Source organism: Phaeobacter sp. 11ANDIMAR09 (assembly GCF_001294455.1).
Lineage (GTDB): Bacteria > Pseudomonadota > Alphaproteobacteria > Rhodobacterales > Rhodobacteraceae > Pseudophaeobacter.
Map to the genome: position 1 here is coordinate 32,830 of NZ_LIKT01000014.1, position 24,862 is coordinate 57,691.

21 protein-coding genes are annotated in these 24,862 nt (G+C 58.6%); 6 read left to right on the top strand and 15 right to left on the bottom strand.

The features are described from left to right. Nucleotides 1–68: 68 nt before the first annotated feature. From AN476_RS13000 to AN476_RS13010, 3 genes are all read left to right on the top strand, one after another. Nucleotides 69–2,039, top strand: a complete 1,971-nt coding sequence (locus tag AN476_RS13000) for a heme lyase CcmF/NrfE family subunit (RefSeq protein WP_054462022.1) — start codon at nucleotides 69–71, stop codon at nucleotides 2,037–2,039. After that, the gene (locus tag AN476_RS13005) at nucleotides 2,036–2,521 is read left to right on the top strand and encodes a cytochrome c-type biogenesis protein (RefSeq protein ID WP_054462023.1); all 486 of its coding nucleotides are present in this window, start codon (nucleotides 2,036–2,038) and stop codon (nucleotides 2,519–2,521) included. The genes AN476_RS13000 and AN476_RS13005 overlap by 4 nt, the downstream gene beginning before the upstream one ends. 113 nt (nucleotides 2,522–2,634) lie before the next feature. Next, a complete protein-coding gene (locus tag AN476_RS13010; RefSeq protein ID WP_054462024.1) occupies nucleotides 2,635–3,411 on the top strand; it encodes an enoyl-CoA hydratase-related protein in 777 nt (258 codons plus the stop codon). A gap of 159 nt (nucleotides 3,412–3,570) precedes the next feature. On the opposite strand, the gene AN476_RS13015 is transcribed toward AN476_RS13010, so the two are convergent. From AN476_RS13015 to gltX, 3 genes are all read right to left on the bottom strand, one after another. Then, nucleotides 3,571–4,491 carry a calcium-binding protein gene (locus tag AN476_RS13015; protein WP_054462025.1) on the bottom strand — a complete coding sequence of 307 codons (921 nt, stop codon included), beginning with the start codon at nucleotides 4,489–4,491 and terminating at the stop codon, nucleotides 3,571–3,573. Between the two features lie 336 nt (nucleotides 4,492–4,827). Beyond that, the gene (gltA, locus tag AN476_RS13020; RefSeq protein ID WP_054462026.1) at nucleotides 4,828–6,123 is read right to left on the bottom strand and encodes a citrate synthase; all 1,296 of its coding nucleotides are present in this window, start codon (nucleotides 6,121–6,123) and stop codon (nucleotides 4,828–4,830) included. A 130-nt stretch (nucleotides 6,124–6,253) separates the two neighbouring features. Next, nucleotides 6,254–7,654 (bottom strand): glutamate--tRNA ligase, encoded by a 1,401-nt coding sequence (gltX, locus tag AN476_RS13025; RefSeq protein WP_054462027.1) that lies wholly within the window; start codon nucleotides 7,652–7,654, stop codon nucleotides 6,254–6,256. A 95-nt stretch (nucleotides 7,655–7,749) separates the two neighbouring features. On the opposite strand from gltX, the gene AN476_RS13030 reads away from it, so the two are divergent. Next, nucleotides 7,750–9,762, top strand: a complete 2,013-nt coding sequence (locus AN476_RS13030) for a ComEC/Rec2 family competence protein (RefSeq protein ID WP_054462088.1) — start codon at nucleotides 7,750–7,752, stop codon at nucleotides 9,760–9,762. A gap of 93 nt (nucleotides 9,763–9,855) precedes the next feature. On the opposite strand, the gene lexA is transcribed toward AN476_RS13030, so the two are convergent. The 7 genes from lexA to AN476_RS13065 form a co-directional block, all read right to left on the bottom strand. Further along, nucleotides 9,856–10,584: a transcriptional repressor LexA gene (gene lexA / locus AN476_RS13035; protein ID WP_054462028.1), complete on the bottom strand. Its 729-nt coding sequence runs from the start codon at nucleotides 10,582–10,584 to the stop codon at nucleotides 9,856–9,858. Nucleotides 10,585–10,721: 137 nt separating this feature from the next. Next, entirely contained in the window at nucleotides 10,722–11,894 is a 1,173-nt protein-coding gene (glp, locus tag AN476_RS13040; RefSeq protein WP_054462029.1) for a gephyrin-like molybdotransferase Glp, read from the bottom strand. Continuing rightward, nucleotides 11,895–12,365, bottom strand: a complete 471-nt coding sequence (gene moaC / locus AN476_RS13045; protein ID WP_054462030.1) for a cyclic pyranopterin monophosphate synthase MoaC — start codon at nucleotides 12,363–12,365, stop codon at nucleotides 11,895–11,897. It lies immediately after the preceding gene. Nucleotide 12,366: 1 nt separating this feature from the next. Further along, nucleotides 12,367–13,179, bottom strand: a complete 813-nt coding sequence (trpC, locus tag AN476_RS13050) for an indole-3-glycerol phosphate synthase TrpC (protein ID WP_054462031.1) — start codon at nucleotides 13,177–13,179, stop codon at nucleotides 12,367–12,369. A gap of 43 nt (nucleotides 13,180–13,222) precedes the next feature. Beyond that, nucleotides 13,223–13,894: a uracil-DNA glycosylase gene (locus tag AN476_RS13055; protein WP_054462032.1), complete on the bottom strand. Its 672-nt coding sequence runs from the start codon at nucleotides 13,892–13,894 to the stop codon at nucleotides 13,223–13,225. Further along, on the bottom strand, nucleotides 13,891–14,919 hold the full coding sequence (trpD, locus tag AN476_RS13060; protein WP_054462033.1) for an anthranilate phosphoribosyltransferase: 1,029 nt from the start codon (nucleotides 14,917–14,919) through the stop codon (nucleotides 13,891–13,893). Before trpD ends, AN476_RS13055 begins: the two co-directional genes overlap by 4 nt. Next, nucleotides 14,916–15,497, bottom strand: a complete 582-nt coding sequence (locus AN476_RS13065) for an aminodeoxychorismate/anthranilate synthase component II (RefSeq protein ID WP_054462034.1) — start codon at nucleotides 15,495–15,497, stop codon at nucleotides 14,916–14,918. The genes trpD and AN476_RS13065 overlap by 4 nt, the downstream gene beginning before the upstream one ends. Nucleotides 15,498–15,738: 241 nt before the next feature. On the opposite strand from AN476_RS13065, the gene AN476_RS13070 reads away from it, so the two are divergent. Next, on the top strand, nucleotides 15,739–17,445 hold the full coding sequence (locus AN476_RS13070) for a divergent polysaccharide deacetylase family protein (protein ID WP_054462035.1): 1,707 nt from the start codon (nucleotides 15,739–15,741) through the stop codon (nucleotides 17,443–17,445). A 107-nt stretch (nucleotides 17,446–17,552) separates the two neighbouring features. Here the strand turns inward: AN476_RS13070 and trpE are convergent, their stop codons facing one another. The 5 genes from trpE to fabI form a co-directional block, all read right to left on the bottom strand. Further along, nucleotides 17,553–19,064 carry an anthranilate synthase component I gene (gene trpE, locus AN476_RS13075; RefSeq protein ID WP_054462036.1) on the bottom strand — a complete coding sequence of 504 codons (1,512 nt, stop codon included), beginning with the start codon at nucleotides 19,062–19,064 and terminating at the stop codon, nucleotides 17,553–17,555. Nucleotides 19,065–19,078: 14 nt separating this feature from the next. Beyond that, nucleotides 19,079–20,923 (bottom strand): peptidylprolyl isomerase, encoded by a 1,845-nt coding sequence (locus AN476_RS13080; protein ID WP_054462037.1) that lies wholly within the window; start codon nucleotides 20,921–20,923, stop codon nucleotides 19,079–19,081. 190 nt (nucleotides 20,924–21,113) lie between these two features. Then, on the bottom strand, nucleotides 21,114–22,316 hold the full coding sequence (locus AN476_RS13085) for an aminotransferase (RefSeq protein WP_054462038.1): 1,203 nt from the start codon (nucleotides 22,314–22,316) through the stop codon (nucleotides 21,114–21,116). A 165-nt stretch (nucleotides 22,317–22,481) separates the two neighbouring features. Continuing rightward, nucleotides 22,482–23,000 (bottom strand): xanthine phosphoribosyltransferase, encoded by a 519-nt coding sequence (gene gpt / locus AN476_RS13090; protein ID WP_054462039.1) that lies wholly within the window; start codon nucleotides 22,998–23,000, stop codon nucleotides 22,482–22,484. Between the two features lie 174 nt (nucleotides 23,001–23,174). Then, nucleotides 23,175–23,978, bottom strand: coding sequence for an enoyl-ACP reductase FabI (fabI, locus tag AN476_RS13095; RefSeq protein WP_054462040.1), 804 nt, complete (start codon nucleotides 23,976–23,978; stop codon nucleotides 23,175–23,177). Between the two features lie 190 nt (nucleotides 23,979–24,168). Between fabI and pdxH the strand changes: the two genes are divergently transcribed. Beyond that, complete coding sequence (pdxH, locus tag AN476_RS13100) at nucleotides 24,169–24,774, top strand: pyridoxamine 5'-phosphate oxidase (RefSeq protein ID WP_054462041.1); 606 nt, start codon at nucleotides 24,169–24,171, stop codon at nucleotides 24,772–24,774. Nucleotides 24,775–24,862: the final 88 nt, after the last annotated feature.

Consider the following 24,862-nt stretch of genomic DNA (forward strand, 5'->3'; position numbering starts at 1 on the left):
GCGGGACGCGGCCTGGTCCATTGGTTTTCCCATTGGCCCGCTACTCGGTAACGACTATAGACAAAGACATGACTACAGAGCTCGGACATTTCGCCCTCATCCTCGCCTTCATGATTGCTATCGTTCAGATGGTGGTCCCATTGATTGGTGCCCATAAACGCTGGCCTGGCTGGATGGCCGTGGCCGAGCCCGCAGCACAGGCGCAGTTCTTCTTTACCGCCTTTGCCTTTGGCGCCCTAGTTTGGGCTTTTGTGACCTCGGATTTCTCTTTGCGGCTGGTGATGCTGAACAGCCATTCCGCCAAACCGATGCTCTATAAAATATCCGGCACCTGGGGCAACCATGAGGGCTCGATGTTGCTGTGGGTCTTGATTGTTGCCCTGTTTGGCGCGGTGGCTTCGGTCTTTGGCGGTGGACTGCCGCAGACCCTGAAGGCGCGCGTTTTGGCGGTACAGGCCTCGATCGGGGTGGCATTTTTTGCCTTTATCCTCTTTACCTCCAATCCCTTCCTGCGCCTTGCAGTGCCGCCCTTTGATGGGCAGGATCTGAACCCGCTGCTGCAGGATCCGGGCCTCGCCTTCCATCCGCCGTTTTTGTACCTCGGGTATGTGGGGCTTTCGATGGCCTTTTCCTTTGCCGTGGCCGCCCTGATCGAGGGCCGGGTTGATGCGGCCTGGGCCCGTTGGGTGCGCCCCTGGACGCTGGCCGCCTGGATCTTTTTGACCATCGGTATCGCGCTTGGCAGTTGGTGGGCCTATTACGAACTCGGCTGGGGCGGTTTCTGGTTCTGGGATCCGGTTGAAAACGCCTCCTTTATGCCCTGGTTGCTGGCGGCAGCCCTGTTGCATTCGGCCATCGTGGTCGAGAAACGGGAATCGTTGAAAAGTTGGACCATCCTGCTGGCGATCCTGGCCTTTGGATTTTCGCTGATCGGCACTTTTATCGTGCGTTCGGGCCTGCTGACCTCGGTGCATGCCTTTGCCAATGATTCCGAGCGCGGGGTCTTTATTCTGATGATCCTGGCTTTCTTTACCGGCGGGGCTCTGACGCTCTTTGCCGCCCGCGCCCAGGCGATGCAGGCCCGTGGTGTTTTTGGACTGGTCAGCCGTGAAGGTGCGCTGGTGGCCAATAACATCTTGCTGGCCGTTGGCTGCTTTGTGGTCTTCTTTGGCACGATGTGGCCCATCGTGGCCGAAATGGCCTTTGGCCGGAAACTCTCCGTGGGGCCGCCCTTCTTTAATGCGGCTTTCACCCCCTTCATGGTGCTTTTGGGGGCTATCCTCCCCATCGGGTCGATGCTGCCGTGGAAGCGCGGCAATCTGGGGCGGACCATAAAGAAGCTGCGTTATGTCTTCCTGTTGGCAGTGGCCTTGGCTGTTCTGGCCTGGGCGATGCAGACCGGGCGCTCTGGTCTTGGGCCTATCGGCTTGTTTCTGGGCTCCTGGGTTGTGTTTGGGGCTTTGGTGGATCTGTGGGGGCGCACCGGCAGCCTGTCGCGCCTGCTGCGTCTGCCGCGTGCCGATTGGGGCAAGGCTACGGCCCATGCCGGGCTTGGCGTCACCATCTTTGCCATCGCCGGCCTGACCGCATGGGAGGTTGAGGATATCCGCGTTGCCCAGATCGGTAAGCCCTTTACCGTTGGGGAATATGAGTTGACCCTTGATCGTGTCGACAATGCACGTGGACCGAATTATTTCACTACAATGGCAACTGTAACCGTGACCAAAGCTGGGCATGATGTCGCGGTGATGCATCCTGAAAAGCGCAACTATCCCGTGGCCAAGATGCCAACAACCGAAGCCGCAATCGATTATCGTCTGCTGCGCGATCTCTATGTGGTGATTGGCGACCAGCAAGATAGCGGTGGTTGGACGGTGCGCACCTATATCAAACCCCTGGCCAATTGGATCTGGGGCGGCTGCCTGCTGATGGCACTTGGTGGCTTCCTGAGCCTGAGCGATCGTCGCTTCCGTGTCGCCGCGGGCGCCGGTAAGGGACAGGGTGGCGCCAAGACAGCAGCAGGGGTGGCAGCGGAATGACTGTTCAAAAGACATGGGCCTTTGCCCTCGCCCTGGTGCTGATTGGCGCAGTGGCAACACTGCCGGAACCGGTTTTGGCAGTTCAGCCGGATGAGGTTTTGGCGGATCCCGCGCTAGAATCCCGGGCCCGTGAATTGTCAAAGGACCTGCGTTGCCTGGTCTGTCGCAATGAAAACATTGACGAATCCAACGCCGACCTGGCGCGGGATCTGCGGGTTCTGGTGCGTGAACGTCTGGTTGTGGGCGACAGCAACGATGAAGTGATCGATTTTGTCGTCGAGCGTTACGGCGAGTATGTGCTGTTGCGGCCCACCACCACAGGTGCAAATTGGATGCTTTGGGCCGCCGGACCTTTGATGTTGCTTTTGGCACTGGGCGTGGCAACGGGTTATATGCGCGGCCGTGGACGGGCCTCGACAGTCGGCGAACAGGATCTGAGTCGTGAAGAGCAGGCCCGCTTGAACAAGATCCTGGATGAGTGACAATTTGGTCTTGTGACGCGGGGTCCGGCTTTGCGTCTTTCGTTGTTTGCGTCAGGGTTCCGGGCAAATAGGGGGGTAACCACGCCCCCGAGCATGAGAGATATGAGGCTTTGATGGATTACACGGAAATTCTGTACACGCTTGAGGATGGTCTGGCGGTTGTCACACTGAACCGCCCGAGCAAGATGAACGCCCTGACAGGCCAGATGCGGGCTGAGATCACCCATGCCATGAAACGCGCCGCCTCTGAGGCCCGCGCGGTCGTGCTCACCGGGGCAGGCGCGGCCTTTTGTTCCGGCCAGGATCTGAGCGATGCCTCCGGCAATGGCGATCTGGACTTGGAGCGCACCCTGCGGGATGAATACACACCGATGCTGGAAGCGGTCTATGATTGCCCGGTTCCCACCCTGTCAGTGATCAATGGGCCAGTGGCCGGGGCCGGGGCCAATCTGGCACTGGCAGCGGATGTGGTGATTGCAACGGAAAGCGCCTATTTCCTGCAGGCCTTTGCCCGTATCGGGCTGATGCCAGATGCGGGGGGCACCTGGTTCCTGCCGCGTCAGATGGGCCTGGCCAAAGCCATGGGTGCGGCGCTTTTTGCCGACAAGATCTCCGCCAAGCAGGCCAGCGACTGGGGCATGATCTGGGAAGCCATCCCGGATGGTGAATTCGAAGCCACCTGGCGTGCCCGTGCGGCCTATCTGGCCAATGGTCCAACCAAGGCCTTTGGCGCCATCAAAACGGCGATCCGTGCCAGCTATGGCAACAGCCTGCCAGATCAGCTTTCGGTTGAAGCCCATTTGCAAGGGGAATGCGGCAAGAGCCGTGATTTCAACGAAGGCGTGACAGCCTTTCTGGAAAAGCGCAGCGCCAAATTCGAAGGACGCTGAGCAAGCCCAATCTCTGTCAAATCAGGAAAACCGGCGGATCATTTCCGCCGGTTTTCTTATGAGGTCGGGATCCGGGAAGAGGTTTGCGGAGACAAAAAAGCCTGCGGTGAACTGGCAGGTTCACCGCAGGCAGAGGAAGACTGTTTAGGTCAAACGCGTTTAGGCTGCCCTTACGCCATTGATCAGCAGTATGTTTTCAGACAGATCAAAGGTATCATCTTGTTCTAGAACGCGGATCACTTCGGAGCCATTGGCGGAGACTATTGCGTCCGTGGTGCCATCATCGTTTTCTACCATTTCCACCGTGAGCTCAGGTACACCCTCTGCAGGGTCATATGCGTACATCAGCTGGTCTTCGGCTGGATCGAAATCGGTCACCGTTGCAGCGTCTTGACCTTCCAGCCAGGACGCGGTCACAAAAGTATCAGCTCCGCTGCCGCCACCCACGGTGTCGTTGACACCAAAGATCACAGTGTCGTCTCCGCTCCCGCCAAAGGCTTCATCGCCTTCCGTGTCGCTGTCTGCAGAGAAATCGATGAGCAGCTGGTCAAGCAAATTGCCGATACCATTGTCAGGGACAGGGTTTGTCTCGAAGGCCGCAGCTGCATCAGCGTCCATGGTGCCGCTTGCAACGATCAGATCATCGCCGCCGTCGCCCTGAAGCCGATCCGCTCCGGTTGAGTCGATGAGCACGTCATCATTCCGCCCACCGCGAACAAGGTCATCATCTTCGCCACCTTTAACCAGGTCTTCGCCATTGCCGCCAAAAACGCTGTCGTTGCCTTCACCGCCTTGTACGCTATCGTTACCGCCATCCCCAAAGACGCGGTCATCGCCAGCATTGCCATCAAGCGTATCAGTGCCGTTCTTTCCCAGGATGGTGTTGTTCTCATCATCCCCTTCAATTTCATCGTCACCGCTGGCACCGATAAAGGAGTCAATATCCGCGCCGCCACCGGTGTCAGTACCGCCATCGGTGTCAGACCCACCGCTGGTGTCTGTAGTGGAATCATCGTCGTCGTCAATTATCAGTACGAGCCCTGCCACCAGGGCGATCCCTAAAGCTGCCATCCAAACCATAAAATTGTCCCCCAGAAAGTGATTAATCTTGCGTGTAAATTACCTCTGGTTGGGGTGTTGTAACAAGACAATTAGAGGGTCATTCTAATCAAAATCAAACCAGGCTCACGACAATGGTTTTGATGAAGGATTATTGTTCTCTCTGGTGAACCAATCTCTCAAAATGAACACAAGATCACCCGGTTTCGACCGGGCCTTACTGGAATATGGTCACAATTAGGCCAGGCTTTGACCTTTTGCGACTCAGTGCTCTGCCTCTCTGTGGCGTGGTCGGGGCGGAAACAAAAAAAGCCCCGCCAGAAAGGCGAGGCTTGGAAAGGACCACGGCAGGCCCGATCAGCGGTTTTCGATATCCACGTAGTCGCGGGCGGTCTGACCCAGGTACAGCTGACGCGGACGGCCGATCTTGTTCTGTGGATCTGCGATCATTTCTTTCCACTGCGAAATCCAGCCAACGGTGCGCGACAGCGCAAAGATAGGGGTGAACATCGAGGTGGGGAAACCCATAGCTTCGAGAATGATGCCCGAGTAGAAGTCTACATTAGGGAACAGTTTCTTCTCTTTGAAATAGGGGTCATTCAGCGCGGTCTGTTCCAGCTCTTTGGCAACCTGCAGCAGCGGGTTGTCTTCGACCCCCAGAAGCTCGAGCACTTCATCTGCAGATTGTTTCAGAACCGTGGCGCGCGGGTCGGTGTTTTTGTAAACACGGTGACCAAAGCCCATCAGACGGAAGGGATCGTCCTTGTCCTTGGCGCGGGCGATGAATTCAGGAATGCGGTCAACAGAACCGATTTCCTTGAGCATCTCTAGGCAGGCCTGGTTGGCGCCCCCATGGGCAGGGCCCCAGAGACAGGCAATACCAGCAGCGATACAGGCAAACGGATTGGCACCCGAAGAGGAGGCCAGACGCACGGTGGAGGTCGAGGCGTTTTGCTCGTGATCCGCGTGCAGGGTAAAGATCCGGTCCATCGCGCGGCTGAGGATCGGGTTCACATTGTAGTCTTCGGCAGGAACCGAGAAACACATATGCAGGAAGTTGGCGGCGTAATCGAGATCATTCTTTGGATAAACGAACGGCTGGCCGATCGAGTATTTGTAGGCCATCGCCGCGATGGTTGGCAGCTTGGCGATCAGACGGATCGAAGCAACTTCGCGCTGCCACGGATCAGCGATATCAGTAGAATCGTGATAGAAGGCGGACATTGCGCCAACAACACCAACCAGCGTGGCCATTGGATGCGCGTCACGGCGGAAACCACGGAAGAAGTTGTGCATCTGCTCGTGCACCATGGTGTGACGGGTCACACGGGCTTCAAAATCTTCCAGCTGTGTTGCGGTGGGCAGCTCACCATAGAGCAGCAGATAGCAGACCTCTAGGTAGTGTGACTGCGACGCCAGCTGGTCAATGGGGTAGCCACGGTGCAAAAGCTCGCCTTTGCCGCCATCAATAAAGGTGATGGTGCTGTCGCAGCTGGCCGTCGAAGTGAAGCCGGGATCATAGGTGAAAACGCCGGCCTGGGCGTAGAGTTTGCGGATGTCCAGAACATCAGGCCCGGCGGTTGGCGAGAAAATGGGAAGCTCATAATCCTGGCCATTCAGGCTGAGCTTTGCGGTCTTCTGTGTCTCGGTCATAGATGTCCCTTCCTGTATCAGGCACGAATACCCGGAATTTTATCCCGGGCACGGTGCAGGCAGAACCTGCGCGCGGATCGCGCAGGTGAGGTGGTATAGGAACAGGCTTACTGACCGGTTAAGGACAGGGTCAGCCTGTGGCGTCGTTGAGCCGGGCCATCGTTTCTTCACGGCCCAGGATCAGCATCATGTCGAACACCGATGGTGTTGCGGCCCGACCGGCCAACACAGCCCGCAGGGGGGCGGCCAGTTTGCCGAACTTGGTGTCATGGGCTTCTGCAAATGTATTGAGAAGCGCTTCAAGATCTTCACGCGTCCAGCTAGCATTTTGCAACTGCGGCGTCAATTCATTCAGTATACCGTCGGATACATTTACGAGGGCTTTTGCCGCCTTCTCATCCGGCTCAACCGGCCGTGAAGTCAGGATAAAATGTGCTTTTTCAAGCAGGTCCGGGAATGTCTTGGCACGATCCTTGAGGCAATACATCGCACGTTCAAGATTTGCTGACTGAGCGTCATCAAGAGGTGATTGACCGGCAGCGATCAGGTAGGATTGGATTTCTTGCCGCAATGCAGCGTCATCGCTAACAGCATTGTGCTGGCTGCAGAGGTTTTCCAGCTTTTTGGTATCAAACCGTGCTGGGCTTTTGCCGATTGCCTCCAGTCCGAACCAGTCTTTGGCCTGGGCATCGGTGAAAAATTCGTCATCCCCATGGCTCCAGCCCAGGCGGGCCAGATAGTTGCGCATACCGGCGGCACAATAGCCCATGGCCTGATACTCTTGCGCGCCCAGGGCGCCGTGGCGTTTGGAGAGTTTTTTTCCATCTGCACCATGGATCAGAGGAATATGCGCCCAAACAGGGGTTTCCCAACCCATGGCGTCATAGATCATCATCTGGCGGGCGGCATTGTTGAGGTGGTCATCGCCCCGGATCACATGGGTGACCCCCATGTCGTGATCATCCACAACCACCGCTAGCATATAGACTGGCGTGCCGTCGGAGCGCAGAAGAATCATGTCATCCAATTGATCATTGCGGATTGTCACATCGCCCTGAACCTGATCGCGGATCACTGTGACCCCATCCAAGGGCGCCTTAATTCGAATGACATAGGGCGCATCCGGGTGGCTGTCGGCAGAGGCCGCGCGCCAGGGAGAGCGATACAGCGTTGATTTGCCTTCGGCCTTGGCTGCATCGCGAAAGGCTGCAATTTCTTCCTGGGTGGCAAAACACTTGTAGGCTTTGCCCTCGGCAAGCAATTGCTCTGCTACCTCAGCGTGGCGCTTAGCCCCTTCAAACTGGCTGACAATTTCACCGTCGTGATCAAGCCCCAGCCAGTCCATACCCTGCAGAATTGCCGCAGTGGCCTCAGGGGTCGAGCGCGCCCGATCCGTGTCTTCGATCCGCAATAGGAATTTGCCGCCGCGTCCGCGCGCAAAAAGCCAGTTAAACAGGGCGGTGCGGGCCCCACCAATGTGCAAATAGCCTGTAGGAGAGGGGGCAAAGCGAGTGACGACGGGTTTTGACATGAGGTGATCTGCCTTTGGAAGCCAAGAATGAGCCGGATTTTGCGAGTGAGCCGGAATTTGCGTCTGTTTACCGAGGCGGGGAAGCTGGAGCAACCATGCAGATCCTGCAGCGCATGGACAGGATCCTGCAGAGGCAGCGCGGGCATCTGATGCCCTGGATTCCGGTTTGTCTGGGGGTAGGAATTGGTTTGTTCTTTCTGATGCACAATGACCCAAGCTTTTGGACCTGGACCGGGCTGGCATTGACCATTGTCGCCATGCTTTCATTGACGGTTGCGGCGGATGCTCGGGCACTCCTCGCCTGGGGCGCTATTTTTATCTGTCTTGGGTTTTTGGTTGCTGGAGTGCGCTGCGCTTTGGTGCAGGCACCAGTTTTGGACTTTCGCTACTACGGGCCGGTGGAGGGGCGATTGATCGCTGTGGGCCGCACAGGTAACGGGGCAGTCCGGCTGACTTTGGACCGGCTGCGTCTGAGCCGACTTGCCCCCAAGGACCATCCTGCGCGGGCGCGGCTCTCTCTTGCGCCTGGTTTTGCAGAAGAATTGCCGGAGCTGGGCGCCAGAATTGCAACCACGGCGCATCTTATGCCGCCTCAGGGACCCAGCGAACCAGGCGGGTTCGACTATCGAAGATACGCCTGGTTTCTAAGGATTGGCGCCAATGGCTATACAAGGGTTCCCCTGGTCGTTCTGCAGCCAGCACAGTCTGAACTGTTTCTGAGCAGGTTTCGTCACCGCTTGTCCCATGAGGTACGGCACCGCCTTGGCCCCAGCACGGGTGGCTTTGCAGCCGCAATCATCGCCGGGGATCGCAGCAGCATTGGGGCTGAGGATCTGAAGGCTCTACGTGCCAGCAATTTGGCCCATCTCCTGGCTATTTCCGGGCTGCACATGGGGCTGCTGACCGGGTTTGTGTTTGCGGCCCTGCGCTTCACGCTCTGCTTTATTCCGGCTTTGGCTCTGCGCTGGAACATAAAAAAGATCTCAGCGGGTGCCGCCCTAGCGGTGGGGTTTCTCTATCTTTGTATTTCTGGCGGGAATGTTGCGACCGAAAGAGCCTTTATCATGGTTTTGGTCCTCTTTGTTGCGGTACTGCTGGATCGCCGCGCATTGACCCTGCGTGCGGTTGCTGTCGCCGCGGCTCTGGTGCTGTTGCGGCGTCCGGAAACACTGTTGAGTCCAGGATTTCAAATGAGCTTTGCTGCCACGACGGCCCTGGTGGCCGTCTTTGGCTGGATCAGAAACCAAGACCATCGGCTGGGTCCTCCCTGGTTGCGCCCAGTATTGACAGTGGTGATTTCATCCGCCGTGGCCGGGGTGTCGACGGCTCCTTTTGGGGCGGCCCATTTTCATCTGTTGTCGCATTATGGGCTGATCGGAAATGTATTGGCAGTTCCCATAATGGGCCTGGTGGTGGTTCCTGCGGCTGTTCTTTCACTCCTTCTTGCCACCATAGGCGCCGAGCAAATCGGAATCTTTTTCCTCAATTTTGGCTTGGAATGGATCTTGTTCGTTGCGACTTGGGTTTCCTCTTTCCCAAATGCCCAAAGCGGGGTGGTGATGCCGGGCCCTGTGGTGCTGCCACTCTTGGCACTTGGAGCCTTATTTACCTTGCTTTGGCGAGGCAGGGCGCGATGGCTTGGTCTGCTGCTGGTCAGCTTTGCACTGTTCAACTGGGCACAGACACAACGGCCTTTGCTGCTCATTTCTGGCGATGGCGGGCTTGTTGGGGTCCTGCAGCCGCAGGGCAGAGCCCTGTCGCGCAAAAGTAGCCAAGCCTATACGGCCAGAAATTGGCTGGCGGCCGATGGCAGTCTTGCGGGGCAAATCGAGGCGGCAAGGCTCTGGGAAGAGTTTGACAAAAGGGGCGGCATTCAGGTTGCCGGTTTTCGGGTTCTTCACATCATTGGAAAGCGGCAAGCAGAAGGTCTCACCGCCTGTCAGGCGGGAGACCTGGTGATTTCAAACAAAGCTCTGCGGCCAACCGGCGGGTGCCGCGTGGTGGGGCCGGATCAGTTGAGACAGACTGGGGCGATCGCCATGGACCAAAATGGTGAGATCCTCACCGTGGCACTGCAGGCGGGCAATCGGCCCTGGTCACGCCCTTAAATTACCCGCATTTGTCAGCGGGCGGAGGTATCTTCCGTGACGTGACCCGTGAGCGGTTCCGCAGATCGTTTCGCGATGCCGGACTGCTAAGCATCAATAGCTGCGGATCAAACCCACCAAACGTCCTTGAACCTTGACCTGATCGGGGGCGAGAATTCGCGTTTCATAGGCGGGGTTTTCTGCCTCCAACGCGATAGCACCATTGCGTCGGAACAGCCGTTTCAAGGTTGCTTCCTCATCAGCAATCAGGGCGACAACGATATCCCCGTCATCGGCAGTGTCCGTTTCGCGGATAACGACGATATCCCCGTCATTGATCCCCGCGTTGATCATGGAATCTCCGCGCACTTCCAAGGCATAGTGTTTGCCGCTGGAGGAGAGCATGGTTTGCGGAATAGCGATCTGATGCGAAATCTGATTGATCGCCTCAATCGGAACACCGGCAGCAATACGTCCCATTACGGGAATTTCCAGAGAGGCAATGACCGAAGCGGGCGGGGTGTTCTGTGGGGAGATGGCGGGTGCAGCCCTTGGGCTTGTGAACTCAATTGCAGCAGAGGTCGGCTCTGGTTGGTTTTTCCCGGGGCCGTCCACCGTGCTGCTCATGTTTTCTGGCAGGCGCAGAATCTCAATGGCCCGGGCGCGATGGGCCAGGCGTCGAATAAAGCCACGTTCTTCCAGCGCGGTTATCAGCCGGTGGATGCCGGATTTGGAACGCAGATCCAGCGCAACCTTCATTTCATCAAAACTGGGGGGAACACCGTCCTTTTGCAGGCGCCGATGAATGAAATTAAGCAAATCCAACTGCTTCTTGGTCAGCATTTCCGTCCCTCCAAATCAACCACTGCGCTTTTGTTCTATTCATGTTCCCGTTTTGTGTCAACACGGCAGGAACATCACAGGGCGCTTTTGTGAGAGCTTTACAATAGCGGCTGAGATGCGAGGCCAAACAGTGGCGTTTAGATCGTCAAATACTGGATCCTGTCGCCGGGCTGCGCAGGCGGCGCATTGGGGGGCAGAACCGCCAGTGCATTGGCCTCAGCCAGGACTGAGAGAAGCGAGCTGTCCTGTTTGGGGGAAACGGTGATTTTCCCCTCCAGAACGGTCGCACGCATATAGTGTTCACGCGGGCCATTCCCCGGCACGCCATGGGTCAGTCTTGCGGTCTGCATCTGCCCGTGTTGCGCGGGTAGACCCAACATGTTTTGGATCATGGGGCGTAGGAAGATGTGGCCGCAAACCATTGCAGATACGGGATTTCCGGGCAAACCGACCATGGCGATCTTGCCCATGCGCCCGGCCATCAGCGGTTTGCCTGGGCGCATGGCCACCTTGTAAAAAGCACGCTGCATCCCAAGATCCGCCGAGACTTTGGCGACCAGATCGTGATCGCCGACCGAGGCGCCGCCAATGGTGATCACCAGGTCAATATCGTGGGCAAGGGAGAAGGCGGTTTTGAGCGAAGCTTCGCTGTCTCGGGCAATCGGCAAGACCAAGACTTTGGCGCCAAAATCCTCCAGCATCGCCTTGAGACCAAAGGTATTGGAGGCAATGATCTGGTTTGGTCCCGGCGAGCCTCCAGGCATGACCAATTCGTCGCCAGTGGAGATCAGCGCAACCACGGGACGGCGGCGGACGGGCAGCAGGGGGAGATTCATGGCCGCCAAGAGGGCAACATCCGACGGGCGCAGGATTCGCGGCGCGCTGATGGTTTGGCCAATACGGAAATCGCCGCCACTGGGGCGAATGTTATCCGAGTTTCCGGGGTGGTCCCGGATGGTGATCAGGTTGTTTTTGCGCTCGACATCTTCCTGGATAACAACAAAATCGGCGCCATCCGGCACCGGCGCGCCGGTAAAGATCCGTACCGCTTGGCCTGGTTTTAAAGTGCCCTCAAAGCGATGCCCAGCCGCAGCTTCACCGATGAGCTGAAACATCGCATGCCGTTCAACCTCGTCGCGTTTGACAGCGTATCCATCCATCGCGGCGGCAGCAAAGGGGGGTTGATCCCGATCGGCGCGCACCTCTTGCGCGAGCACCCGGCCATTGGCCTGGGTCAAAGGAATCTGCTCAATCTCGGTGCGAGTGCAGAGCTGCAATAGGGCTGTGCGGGCCTCGGAAACTGAAATCATCTATGCCTCGTAACGGCCTGATTTACCGCCATCTTTCAAAACAACACGGGTGCCGCCGATCTGCATTGCCTTGTCCACGGCCTTGGCCATGTCATAGACCGTGAGGCAGGCCACGGAGACGGAGGTCAAGGCTTCCATCTCAACCCCGGTCTGGCCGGTGGTTTTGACTGTTGCTTCAACCCGCACCCCAGGTAGATCGGGGTCCAGCGTCAGCTCGACAGCCACCTTGGATATGGGCAGCGGGTGACACAGCGGGATCAGATCCGGAGTCTTCTTTGCCCCCATGATCCCGGCCAGACGCGCCACGCTCAGCACATCCCCCTTTTTTGCTTTGCCCTGGGCGATGATTTCATAGGTTTCAGCGGCCATAGTGATATGCCCTTCGGCCACAGCGACGCGGGCGGTCACCTCTTTGTCCGAGACATCGACCATATGGGCGTCGCCCTTGGTGTCGAAATGGGTGAGAGACATATCAGAGCGCTCCGGGAATCAAGGGATCAGCCAGCAGGCTCCGCGTTGCCTGTGCCACATCTTCCTGCCGCATCAGGGATTCGCCAATCAGGAAGGTCCGCGCCCCGTAGCGCGCCATATCCGCCAGATCCTGCGGCGTGGACAGGCCGCTTTCACAGACGATGCTGCGCCCCGCAGGCACCAGCCGCGACAGGTGACGGGTGGTGTCCAGCGTGGTTTCAAAAGTCTTCAGATTGCGGTTGTTGATCCCCATCAGAGGAGATTTCAACAGGCTGGCGCGCTCTAGCTCGGCTTCGTCATGCACTTCCAGAAGCACATCCATGCCCCAGGCCATGGCGCTGTCTTCCAGCTCAGCGGCCTGGGCATCGCTGACCGAGGCCAGAATGATCAGGATGCAATCGGCGCCCAGGGCGCGGGCTTCGGCAACCTGATAGGTGTCATACATGAAATCCTTGCGCAGCGCGGGCAGGGCGCAGGCCGCGCGGGCTTCGACCAGAAAGGATTTGGCGCCCTGAAAGCTGGGCGTATCTGTCAGCACCGAGAGGCAGGCAGCGCCGCCCTGTTCATAGGCCTGGGCGAGGGCGGCCGGATCGAAGTCTTCTCGGATCAACCCTTTGGAGGGGCTGGCTTTTTTGATCTCGGCAATCAGCCCATAGCCATCACGCGCCGCAGTTGAGAGTGCTGCGGCAAAACCACGGGGAGGCGAGGCGTCACGGGCTTCGGCTTCGACCTCGGAGAGTGGCTTGGCGGCCTTATCAGCGGCGATTTCTTCCAGCTTATAGGCCTTGATCTTGTCCAGAACATTCTCAGCCATGTCACAGCCTCCTGTCATCGTATGTGTTTGTCATCTTTTCCTATCAGACCGTCCAGTCGATTGGCTGTGACCCCTGAGCGGCAAGCCAGCTGTTGATCTGCGAAAACACCCCTGAACCAAAGAAACCGCGATGGGCCGATAGCGGCGAAGGGTGGGCTGTCTTCAGGATTAGGTGATCGCCCGGATGGACATATTTTTCAAGCCTCTGCGCCTGTTTTCCCCAGAATAGATAGGCCGTCGGGCTTTGCGAGCTGCGCTCCAGAACCTGTCGAACCAGTGCAGACCAACCTAGATCTTTGTGGCCATTGGCCTCTCCAGCGGGAACTGACAGCGCAGTATTGAGTAGCAAAACCCCCTGCCGGGCCCAGTTCTGAAGATCCCCAGTGACCGGGTGGCCGCCAATATCCTGGCTCAACTCTTTGTAAATATTGGCGAGCGAACGTGGCAAAGGCTTCACATCAGGCGCAACGGAAAAGGCTAGCCCATTGGCATGGCCCGGCGTTGGATAAGGATCCTGCCCCAGGATCACAACACGGGTCTGCTGCGGCGGCGTGAGCGTAAGCGCCGCAAAGCGCAGGGCATCGGGGGGCAGGATTTCCCGGCTTTCTGCCTCCAGCTGCGCCCGTATTGCGGGCCAGTCCTGAGTAAAAAACGCCAGATCCGCCCAGCCTCCCAGCTGCTCCGCCACTTGGGAGGCGCTCGCTTGCGGGGTCATGAGGTCGCGGCGGCAGTGGTGATCTTTGCCAGGGACTCCAGCTTTTGCTTTGCTCTGCCAGAATCTATGCTTTCTCGCGCTTTCTCAACACCTTCCCCCAAAGAGCTCGCTGCATTTGCGACCACCAGGGCCGAGGCTGCATTCAGCAATACAGCATCGCGGTAGGCGCCCTTGTCACCCTCCAGCAGCGCGCGGAAGGCCGCAGCATTGTCTTCAGGGCTGCCGCCGACAATGGCTTCAAAGGGATGCACAGGCAGGCCAGCCTCTTCGGGGTGCAGTTCAAAATCGCGGATCGACCCGTCTTCCTCCAGGGCCGAGACCCAGCTGATGCCGGTGATGGTCAACTCGTCCGTGCCATCCGAGCCATGCACCAACCAGGCGCGTTCAGACCCCAACTGACCCAAGGTTTCTGCCATGGGCCGTATCAGATCACGGGTGAAGGCCCCGGTGAGCTGACGTTTGACGCCAGCCGGATTTGTTAGTGGTCCCAGGATGTTAAAGATCGTTCTTGTGCCCAACTCCTGGCGGGTTGGCATCACATGGGCCACTGCCGGGTGGTGCATGGGCGCCATCATGAAAGCAATACCGCAGCTCTCCAATGCCGCTTCGACGACCTTTGGCGGCACCATGACATTGATGCCCATCTGCGCCTGAACATCTGCAGTGCCGGAGCGTGACGACAGGTTGCGGTTGCCGTGTTTGGCCACCACAACACCAGCCCCGGCAGTCACAAAGGCGGTGGCAGTAGAGATGTTCAGCGTATGTTTGCCATCTCCGCCGGTGCCCACAATATCAATGGCCCCTGCCGGGGCTTTGACCGGGTTGCATTTGGCCCGCATCACCGAAGCGGCCGCGGCATACTCATCCACGGTCTCACCCCGAGTGCGCAGCGCCATCAGGATGCCGCCGATCTGGCTGGGCGTAGCTTCGCCTTCAAACAGCAGGGTAAAGGCCTGCATGGCCTCGTCACGGGTCAGGGGGCGATCGGCGGCAGCGCCAATCAGCGGCTTGATCATGTCGCTCATGCGGAGACCTTCATGTCGTCAAGGAAGTTCTTGAGCATAGCATGGCCGTGCTCGGAGGCGATGGATTCGGGGTGAAATTGCACGCCATGCATCGGCAGTTCCCGATGTTGCAGCCCCATGATGGTGCCGTCTTCCAGCTCGGCAGTGATCTCTAGGCAGTCGGGCAGGGTGTCGCGCTCGACGACCAGCGAGTGATAGCGGGTGGCTTCAAAGGGGCTAGGCAACCCGGCAAACAGGCCGCGGTTCTTGTGGTGTACCTTACCCATCTTGCCGTGCACGATCTCGTGACAGCGCACAACATTGCCCCCAAAGGCCTGTCCAATGGTTTGATGGCCCAGGCAAACCCCCAGCAATGGGGTGCCTGTCTCGGCGGCGGCCAGGGCCAGTGGCAGACAGATCCCTGCCTGTTCCGGGGCCTTGGGGCCGGGCGACAGCAGGATGCCTGTGGGTTTGAGGGCCATGGCGTCCTGTACGGTGAGCGCATCATTGCGATGGACTTCCATCTCTGCACCCAACTCACCGAGGTAGTGCACAAGATTGTAGGTGAAGGAGTCGTAGTTGTCGATTAGCAGCAGCATCTTGGCGGGCTCTTTTATGGGTGGCGGGCGAGGGGCGCGCCGCAGTATAGTGGTTGCGGTATACTTGTTCAGGCTTGCGCGGCAGCGTCAAGAGCAGGAGGCTCAATTGACGCAGAGCCTGGCCTGACTGGGGACAAAATCGATAGGATTTCGGGCGGGCATGTGCTCTTTCTGTCTGGGATTTTGAGGATAAACCAGCCCGGTGACAGGGCGGAAACAGGTGTTGAGAGGCAGGACCGCGATGAAAGGGTTTCTCGGAGGCGTGAGTATCGGGGCATTGGTGGCCGTCGGGGGCGCGGCCATGTGGTCGTTGTCCTCTCCCTTGCCGGATCGCGTGCAGGTGGACACATCCGCGGCGGATCAATCCAGCCAGCCCGATGTTGCTGAGGCACAGGTGCCTGAGGCCAGTGAGCGGCGCGATGCCGATCTGGTCGAGGCCGTTCCCAGTTCGCCCGCCGGCTCCAGCTCAGAAGACACCAGCCCGGTTGCGGTGTTGGATATCACGCCTGGCAACCGACCCGTTGTGGGCACTGCCGAAGGCTCCAGCGCGGGGGATGTGACAGAGGGGGCGGTTGCTGCCTTGCCGCAGGCGCCAAGCGCGGTCACTGTTGAAACCACAACCACGGCCGCTCCAGATGCGCCGGGCCAGGAAACAACGCCCATCGTCTCAACGGAGACTGCAGCAGTGCCAGCCCCGCCCGCTCCGGCAGAAGTGCAAACAGAGCTGCCGGTGGAGGCACAAATCACAGGCTCTGAAGAGACCGCCTCCGGCGAGAGCACCGTAACAGACAGCCAGGCGGTATCCGCCGCGGAAGCCTCTGTCGATGCTGAACCCGCCGCTGCTGCAGAGGGCGGCGCTGATATTGGGGCCAGCGCACTGGCGGAGACTGGCGCGGCTTCCCAAGGGAACGCCCCTGTGGTGGTCGATTTGTCCGGGCCAAACCTGGGCAGCGCCCCGGTGCCGACGGCCCTGCCGGGCATTTCAACCAGTCCGGCAAGCCCCATCCAGATCGGGGAGGCGGACAGACCCGAAACAGAAGAGGCCCCGCAACCGCAAGCCAGTCAAGTTGCGCCGATACCAGAGGGCGCCGAACCTGATCCCACCGCAGAGGCAGAGCAAGAGCAAGAGCAACTCACCTCGGCGCAGGGCGCGGCAACCGGATCCCGTCTGGGCACGCGGGTGGTGCCGCTTACTGAACGGGACAATTCACCGACGCTGGTCGACGGTGAGACCGCAGCCCCCGCTGAAGAGCGCGTGGATGATCGTCCCCCCTTTGCAGCAAATGCCGAAGCCTTTGCCGTTTTGGGGGACCGCCCATTGATGTCCATTGTCCTGATTGACGATGCCGCGGCCATTGGTGCCGAAGCCCTGGAGGATTTCCCCTATCCACTCACCTTTGCGATCTCGCCGGATGATCCAAAGGCGGCGGAGAAAATGCAGGCGCGTCGTGCGGCTGGATTTGAGGTGATGATTTTGGCCGACCTGCCGCGCGAAGCAGTGCCGCAGGACGCAGAAACCGCCATGGCTGTCTGGATGCAGAAAATGCCACTCGCGGTCGGCGTGCTCGAAGGCGTTGAAACCGGGTTTCAGGGCAATCGCCCCCTGGCAGATCAGATGGTTACGGTGATGCAGGCGGCTGGTTTTGGTATGGTAACCCAGAACAGTGGTCTGAACACTGTGCAAAAGCTGGCGCTGCGCGATGGCCTGCCCTCGGGCGTGGTGTTCCGTGACTTTGACGGGGCCGAGCAAAATCCCCGCGCCATTCGCCGCTTTCTGGATCAGGCGGCCTTTCGGGCCCGTCAGGAGGGTGCGGTGATCATGCTGGGACGTTTGCGGCCTGATACAATCTCGGCCCTTTTACTCTGGGGCCTGCAGGACCGCGCCAGCCAGGTTGGCCTGGCCCCAATTTCCGCCGGATTGAAGGCGGCCCTGTCTCGGGTTGAGTGATCAGGACAGGCCAATTTGTGCTTGAAAACAAACAAAAAGGGCCGCCGTCATGGGGGCCCTTTTGAGGTTTTGGATCGGGTTTAACGCAAATCAGCAGCCTATGCGGTTTAGCTGTTGCCCGTGCCGATAAAACGCGCCGCATCCGCTGCCGCGCGGCGGATGGCATTGGATTTATGCACCGTCTCCATATATTCGGCCTCTGGGTCGCTGTCATAAACAACGCCGCCGCCGGCCTGCACATAGAGCGTCTGATCCTTGACGATGGCGGTGCGTAGGGCAATGCACATATCCATGTCGCCTCCGGCTGAAAAATAGCCAACCCCGCCGCCGTAGACGCCGCGTTTTTCCGGCTCCAGCTCGTCAATGATCTCCATCGCCCGCACCTTGGGTGCGCCTGAAACGGTGCCTGCAGGCATGCCGGCAAAAAAGGCGTCCAGCGCGTCCTTGTCTTCGTGCAACTCCCCCACAACGTTGGAAACGATATGCATCACATGGCTGTAGCGTTCGATAATGAACTGCTCAGTTGGCTTCACCGTGCCGATCTTGGCAACGCGGCCAGTGTCGTTGCGGCCCAGATCCAAGAGCATCAGGTGCTCGGCCAGTTCCTTTTTATCGGCCAGCAGATCCAGCTCGTTTGCCTTGTCCTCTTCGGGGGTGGCGCCGCGCGGACGGGTGCCAGCAATGGGGCGGATTGTCACCTCGTTGCCAAAGACCCGCACCAGGATTTCGGGGCTGGCCCCAATGACCTGAAAGCCGCCAAAGTTGAAGTAGAACATGAACGGCGAGGGGTTGGTGCGGCGCAGCGAGCGATAGAGCGCAAAAGGCGGCAGAGGAAATTCCTGGCTCCAGCGCTGTGCCGGAACCACCTGAAAGATATCGCCGGCGCGGATGTAGTCCTTGGCCTTTTCAACCGCTTCCATATAGCCGGATTTGGTGAAGTTTGACACCGGCGGCGCGATTTCGCGGGCATCGCCCAGATCACGGGTTTCGGAGGGCATGGCGCGTTCCAGATCGCGCACCGCATCCATCACTCGCTCAGCCGCCTGCGCATAGGCGGCGCGCGCCGTCTGCCCGTCGCTGACCCAGGCCGGCGAAACCACAGTGACCTCCCCCTTGACCCCATCCAGCACGGCAATCACCGAGGGGCGCATCATGATAGCATCCGGCAGCCCCAGCGGGTCGGGGTTCACGTCGGGTAGATATTCGACATGGCGCACCATGTCATAGCCCAGATAGCCAAACAGCCCGGCGGCCGCCTGGGGCATATCCTCGGGCAGGTCGATCCTGCTTTCGGCCAGCAGGCTGCGCAGATTATCCAGTGGATTGCCGGACTGGGCTTCAAAGGCCTCCGAGTCAAAGCGGGCGGATCGGTTGAGCGATGAGGCCTCGCCATGGCTGCGCCAGACCAGATCTGGCTTCATCCCGATGATGGAGTAGCGGCCACGCACCTCACCCCCGGTTACAGATTCCAGCATAAAGGCGTCTTTCTGGGCGCCCGTGAGCTTGAGCATCAAAGAGACCGGCGTGTCCAGGTCCGCTGCCAGGCGGGTATAGACAACCTGATTTTCACCGCTCTCATAGGCCGTTGCGAAGCTCTCGAAGTCTGGGGTCAAAGCCATCAGGCAGGTCTCGCTTATTGGAAGTAGTTGGTCATGACAGAGTTCAGAGCCTGCTGGTCAACGCGAGGTTCTGCACGCAACTGCGCATCAGAAACAAAGGCTGCAAACAGCGCTTCTGAAACCGCTTGGTCCAGCTGAGTACTCAGAGCCTTGGCCAGGAGCTTGCTCTCATCGGTTTCTTCGGCGGGGAGGATCTCTTCCAGGCGCACCACAACGGTGCTGTCTTCGCCCTTGATCACCTGCAGCGCTCCGGGCTCCATGGTGAAGATCTGGTTCATCATATCCGCAGGTGTCGTGTCGAGATAGGCGGTCCGGGTGAGGCCAATTTCCTGCTGAACCTGAGCGCCTTCGGGGAAGGAACCAGCCTCTGTTGTGGCCGCCAGCAGGGCTTCTGCTTCAGCTTGCAGGGCCTTGGCTACGCGGTCGGCCTCCCAGGCGGCCAGGACCTTTGGCTTGGCCTCTTCAAAGGCCTCGGGGCGTTCCGGCAGGATCTCATCCAGGCGGATTGCAAAGAGGCTGCCGTCGCCCAGGAACTCGGCGGTTGGGAAATCTTCCAGCGTTACAACGCTGGCGGCGGTGCGAAAGCCCTCGTAGGCCGTGATGCCAGCGCCAGTTTCGCCGCTCCAGCCGATGTTTGCTACTTCCATATCGCTTTCATTGGCCAGATCTTCCAGGGTGGCGCCGCCTGCCAGCAGATCATTGATCTCTTCGGCCTGCTGTTCGATCAAGCGGCGGGCGCGATCGGTTGCCAGCTCATCCCGCAGATCGGGCATCGCCTGTTCAAAGCTGGTGAGGCGGGCTTCGAGGTGGCCATTGATGCGGAACAGGGCAGGGCCCAGATCCGAGGGAAGCGGGCCAACGACGCTGCCCACCTCGGCGTCAAAGACGGCTGCTGCAGCTTGGCCAAGGGTCGCTGCGGTCACATCCCCGAGGTCAACATCCTGCAGTGCCAGGCCGCGTGCATCAACCAGGGCCTCAAAGGTGGTGCCCGAGACATCAAGCTGGGCCTTGGCCTCGGCGGCGGCTGCGTCATCGGCAAAGACCAGGCGTTCGACCAGGCGACGCTCGGGCACCTGATACTGTTCGCTGCGGTCGTCATAGAGAGTGCGCAGGGCTGCTTCGTCGACCTCAACCGAATCCAGAATCATTTCGGGGCTGAGACGCGCATAGGTGATCTGTTTTGTTTCGGGCAGGGTAAAGTCAGCGGCATTGGCCTCGTAAAAGGCTTTGAGAACCTCATCATCAGGAACCACCTGGATCAGGGCGATCTGATCGGGGCTGAAGGAGACATAGGAAAAACTGCGACGGGCGCCGATGTAATCGGTCATGGTCTTGGTCAGGGTGTCAGGCATCTTGGCCCCAACAACAATGGCCCCCTGCACCAGGGTGCGGGCAGATTCACGACGCAGGTCAGCTTCGAATTCGCTTTCGTTCAGATTGGCGTTTTGCAGGGCAAAGCTGTAGGTCTGGCGGTCGAATTTACCACTGGCGTCCTGAAAGGCAGGGATTTCCGCCAATTCCTGACGCAGGTTGTCATCGCCAACTGAAATCCCAAGATTTTTGACCTCGTTGTCGATGGAGGCGATCGAAATCAGACGCCCCAAGACCGCGCGATCCATGCCAAAGGCCGCCATCTGGGCCATGGTCAGGCCTTGGCCGCTCTGGGCCTGCAGGGCACGCTGTTCGCGCTGCAATTCGCGCAGGTACTCGTCAACGCTGACCTCCTCTTCGCCAACCAGAGCAATGGCTGACATGGAGCTGCTGAAGTTCACCGCGCCAAAGCCGGCCAGGCCAACAATCAGCAAGCCCATAAGGATCCAAACAAAAGTATTGGATAGTTTTTTAATGCCAGTGGCCATGCTGCCCTCGTCTTTTTCGGTTCATAAAGGCCTAGCCGCAGCAATTGCGCGCGGCGGCCTCTTTCAATGAATGTCGCACCTTGCATACGCTGCCACCCCATGGGGAGCAAGATCCTGCGCGCGTTCAAAGCCTTGAATGCGGTGCTTTGCAGGGGATCTGATCTATGTTCGCCGGAAATCCATGTATATCCTATGGCGCGTCTGCGTTGTTCGCTCCAGCAGGGGTAAAACGGCTGAGGCGAGAAAACAGCTCTGTCAGCCCCTCTGCATCCACATTGGCAAATGCGATCCTGAACTGGCGTTCTGCCGATTTGCTGCCCTTTGGCATGAACATGGTGCCCGGCAACATTAGGACAGAGGCTTCAGTGACCAGCTGCTTTGCGATCTCTTCTGCAGGTTGTGCAAAGGGGTGCTCGACATAGGCAAAATAGGCACCACAGCCCAAAAGCCGCCAGCCCTTGGATTCCAAGATCGGAAACCTGTCGATGATGGCCTTTTTGCGGTCCAGAATTTCTTGTCTTTCTCCCGCCAGCCAGTTTTGCAAGTTGTGAATGCCCCAGCTTGCTCCGATCTGTCCGAGCTGTGACGGGCAGATGGTGACTGTATCCAAAAACTTCTCCATTTCGAACAACAGCTCTGGTGCGGTGGCAATGGCCCCAACCCGGTATCCTGTCAGTCGATAGGCCTTAGAAAAAGAGTAAAGATGCACCAGGGTCTGCGCCCAGCTCGGGTCCTGGAACAGCGCATGGGGCGGGCCTGAGCGGCTGTCAAAATCGCGATAGGTCTCATCCACGATCAAGTGCAGCTCATGGGCACGGGCCAGATCAAAATAGGCACGCAGCAGAGCGTCGGGATATTCAACACCGGTGGGGTTGTTAGGTGTGACCAGTACAATGGCACGGGTGCGCGGGGTGATCAGGGCCTTGGCAGCATCAAGATCGGGCAGCATATCCGCACCAACCTGGAGGGGGCGGGCAATGGTGCCGCTGAGATCCAGCCACATCTTATGGTTGAAGTACCAAGGCACCGGGATGATGACCTCATCGCCTTCGCTGCACAGGGCGGCAATGGTGGCCGCAAAGGCCTGATTGCAGCCCGAGGTGATGCCGATCTGGTCGGGCAATATCTGGGCGTCGTAGTGCTGCGACATCTGATCCGCCAGCGCCTGGCGCAGATCAGTGCGCCCTAGAACCGCGCCATAAAGATGGGCGTCGTCCTGGTGGAGCGCAGCCTCAGCCAGAGCCTGTCGCAGACCCAAGGGGGGCGGGTCAGCGGGGGCAGCCTGGCTCAGGTTGAGCAGGGGGCGATCCTGAGGAAAAGAGACGTCCTGCACCCAGCGACGGGATTCGACGATGGGGGAAAGAAAAGTGGCCTCTGTGCGTGTTTTGGTCATGACCGCTCCTGTTTGCGGTAAAGTTCTGAAACAGAATTGGTAGGGGCTGGCGAAGAGCTTGGCAATCCTTCTGTCTATGGGGGCAGAAAAGCGTAGCGTTAACAAAGAAAAACGCGCCAAAATCTGGGCGCGTTTCCATAGGTGCTAGACGGGTGGCTCTGTTGTTCAGTCCTGGCCGCGATAGGGCTCGACATACTGCAGAGCCATGTCCCAGGGGAAAAAGATCCAGGTGTCCTGGCTGACGCCGGTGATAAAGGTGTCGACCATGGGTTCACCCTTGGGCTTGGCGTAGACAGTGGCGCAATGGGCCTTGGGGTACAGCTGACGCACCAGTTCCAGTGTTTTACCCGAGTCAACAAGGTCATCGATGATCAGGATACCTTCGCCATCGCGCATCAGATCGGCGTCGGGGCTTTTGAGAACCTGGGCGTCACGTTGCTGATCCTGAGCGCCGCCACCAGAATGGTAGGATTTCACCGAGATGGTATCCACTGTGCGGATGTCCAACTCGCGGCTGACGATCATGGCGGGTGCCATGCCACCGCGGGTGATGGCCACCACGGCGCGCCAGGACCCTTCGTCGGGACCCTTGCCATCCAAGCGCCAAGCCAAGGCCCGGCTGTCGCGATGGATTTGATCCCAGCTGATGTGAAAGCCTTTTTCATGCGGCAGGCGGTCTGTCATCTTTATGGCTCCGGCTTGGCTACTAGGGCGGCTCAGGATCTTGTGCGGCGTCTAACTTCTGCGCTGCCAATGGGCATGATCTTGAGCACGAGTGATTCGAGGATGGTCTCCTCCTGCTTTGCGCAGCGGCAATGAGGTGCAGCTGGGCCGGGCAGGAGGGGCGTTAAGACAAGTCTATTTGGTAATGTCTGGAGCGTCGACAGCTTTCATGCCAACCACGTGGTAGCCCGCATCCACATGCAGGTTCTCACCGGTGACACCGGAGCTGAGGTCGGACAGAAGATAGAGGGCAGATTTCCCAACATCATCAGTCGTCACATTGCGGCGCAGGGGCGAGTTGTACTCGTTCCACTTCATAATGTAGCGGAAATCACCAATGCCTGAGGCGGCCAGGGTCTTGATTGGACCGGCAGAGATCGCGTTGACGCGAATACCGTCCTTGCCCAGATCCTCGGCCAGGTATTTGACCGATGCCTCGAGCGCGGCCTTGGCAACACCCATGACATTATAATGTGGCATAACCTGCTCGGCCCCATAATAGGTCAGGGTCAGCATCGAGCCACCTTCGGACATCATCTTTTCCGCGCGTTTTGCAATGGCGGTAAAGGAATAGACCGAGATGTCCATGGTCATCTGGAAATTGTCACGGCTGGTGTCGACATAGCGACCGCGCAGCTCGTTCTTGTCGGAAAAACCGATGGCATGGACAACAAAGTCCAGCTTGCCCCACTTTTCCTCCAATGAGGCAAACAGCGCATCCATTGAGGCCTCGTCCGAGACATCGCAGGGCAGGACAATATCGCTGCCTAACTGTTCGGCCAGCGGCCCAACGCGTTTTTTCAGGGCGTCGCCCTGATAGGAAAAGGCAAGCTCGGCACCGGCATCGGCACAGGCCTTGGCGATTCCCCAGGCAATCGATTTGTCATTGGCCAGGCCCATGATCAGACCGCGCTTGCCGGTCATCAGTTGATTAGACATTCAGGTTCTCCGCCTGTGATCCGTGAAGTTAAAGACGTTTAATATGATGGCGCGTCTGCTTCAAGGGGCGACCTTTCATGTTCATCTCACTGTCTGCTCCTCTTCTGAACAGCCCCACTTGTGGTCGGTGGCACTTGCTGTTCCCAAAGGTGCTGCCTAGTGTGCGGATGAAAACAGACAGGAGGCTCTTATGAGTGAACGTTCAGGGCTCTTTGCCGGCGATGACCCCTTTGAAATTGCCCGCACCTGGCTGGCGGAGGCCGAAAAGTCCGAGATCAATGATCCCAACGCCATTGCGCTGGCGACGGTGGATGCAGATGGGCTGCCAAACGTGCGCATGGTCCTTCTGAAAGAGGTCGAACCAGAGGCTTTTGTTTTTTACACAAATTACGAGAGTGCCAAGGCGCAGGAATTGGATCAGGCGGGCAAGGGGTCCTTTGTCATTCATTGGAAATCTCTGCGTCGGCAAATCCGGGTGCGGGGCACGATCACTCGGGAAGAGGGACCAAAGGCAGACGAGTATTATGCTTCGCGCTCGCTCAAAAGCCGCCTTGGGGCCTGGGCGTCACGGCAGTCCCGCCCGCTTGAAAGTCGGGCCAGTCTGATGGCCGAGGTAGCAAAGGTCACTGCCACCAAGGGACCGAATCCCCCCCGACCACCATTTTGGGGTGGCTACCGCATCACACCGGTCGAAATTGAGTTCTGGGCGGATGGGGCGTTTCGTTTACACGACCGTTTTACTTGGAAAAGAGGTTCCGAACAGGACAAATGGTCGGTTTTCCGCCTAAATCCTTAAGGTCTTTGCGAGGAAAATAGCACTTTCCTAACAAATGGGAGGGTTTTTGCTTGAAATCCGGCAGTGAAATCGCGCATCACGTCATTAC

Bases quoted from the DNA above. Each gene is read 5' to 3' on its own strand.
- AN476_RS13085 (WP_054462038.1), bottom strand. From the start codon at position 22,316: ATGACCAAAACACGCACAGAGGCCACTTTTCTTTCCCCCATCGTCGAA.
- trpC (WP_054462031.1), bottom strand. From the start codon at position 13,179: ATGGCTGAGAATGTTCTGGACAAGATCAAGGCCTATAAGCTGGAAGAA.
- gltA (WP_054462026.1), bottom strand. From the start codon at position 6,123: ATGACCGAGACACAGAAGACCGCAAAGCTCAGCCTGAATGGCCAGGAT.
- gpt (WP_054462039.1), bottom strand. From the start codon at position 23,000: ATGACAGACCGCCTGCCGCATGAAAAAGGCTTTCACATCAGCTGGGAT.
- AN476_RS13000 (WP_054462022.1), top strand. From the start codon at position 69: ATGACTACAGAGCTCGGACATTTCGCCCTCATCCTCGCCTTCATGATT.
- pdxH (WP_054462041.1), top strand. From the start codon at position 24,169: ATGAGTGAACGTTCAGGGCTCTTTGCCGGCGATGACCCCTTTGAAATT.
- fabI (WP_054462040.1), bottom strand. From the start codon at position 23,978: ATGTCTAATCAACTGATGACCGGCAAGCGCGGTCTGATCATGGGCCTG.
- lexA (WP_054462028.1), bottom strand. From the start codon at position 10,584: ATGCTGACCAAGAAGCAGTTGGATTTGCTTAATTTCATTCATCGGCGC.
- AN476_RS13015 (WP_054462025.1), bottom strand. From the start codon at position 4,491: ATGGTTTGGATGGCAGCTTTAGGGATCGCCCTGGTGGCAGGGCTCGTA.
- glp (WP_054462029.1), bottom strand. From the start codon at position 11,894: ATGATTTCAGTTTCCGAGGCCCGCACAGCCCTATTGCAGCTCTGCACT.
- trpE (WP_054462036.1), bottom strand. From the start codon at position 19,064: ATGGCTTTGACCCCAGACTTCGAGAGCTTCGCAACGGCCTATGAGAGC.
- AN476_RS13010 (WP_054462024.1), top strand. From the start codon at position 2,635: ATGGATTACACGGAAATTCTGTACACGCTTGAGGATGGTCTGGCGGTT.
- AN476_RS13065 (WP_054462034.1), bottom strand. From the start codon at position 15,497: ATGCTGCTGCTAATCGACAACTACGACTCCTTCACCTACAATCTTGTG.
- AN476_RS13070 (WP_054462035.1), top strand. From the start codon at position 15,739: ATGAAAGGGTTTCTCGGAGGCGTGAGTATCGGGGCATTGGTGGCCGTC.
- AN476_RS13030 (WP_054462088.1), top strand. From the start codon at position 7,750: ATGCAGATCCTGCAGCGCATGGACAGGATCCTGCAGAGGCAGCGCGGG.
- trpD (WP_054462033.1), bottom strand. From the start codon at position 14,919: ATGAGCGACATGATCAAGCCGCTGATTGGCGCTGCCGCCGATCGCCCC.
- moaC (WP_054462030.1), bottom strand. From the start codon at position 12,365: ATGTCTCTCACCCATTTCGACACCAAGGGCGACGCCCATATGGTCGAT.
- AN476_RS13005 (WP_054462023.1), top strand. From the start codon at position 2,036: ATGACTGTTCAAAAGACATGGGCCTTTGCCCTCGCCCTGGTGCTGATT.
- AN476_RS13080 (WP_054462037.1), bottom strand. From the start codon at position 20,923: ATGGCCACTGGCATTAAAAAACTATCCAATACTTTTGTTTGGATCCTT.
- AN476_RS13055 (WP_054462032.1), bottom strand. From the start codon at position 13,894: ATGACCCCGCAAGCGAGCGCCTCCCAAGTGGCGGAGCAGCTGGGAGGC.
- gltX (WP_054462027.1), bottom strand. From the start codon at position 7,654: ATGTCAAAACCCGTCGTCACTCGCTTTGCCCCCTCTCCTACAGGCTAT.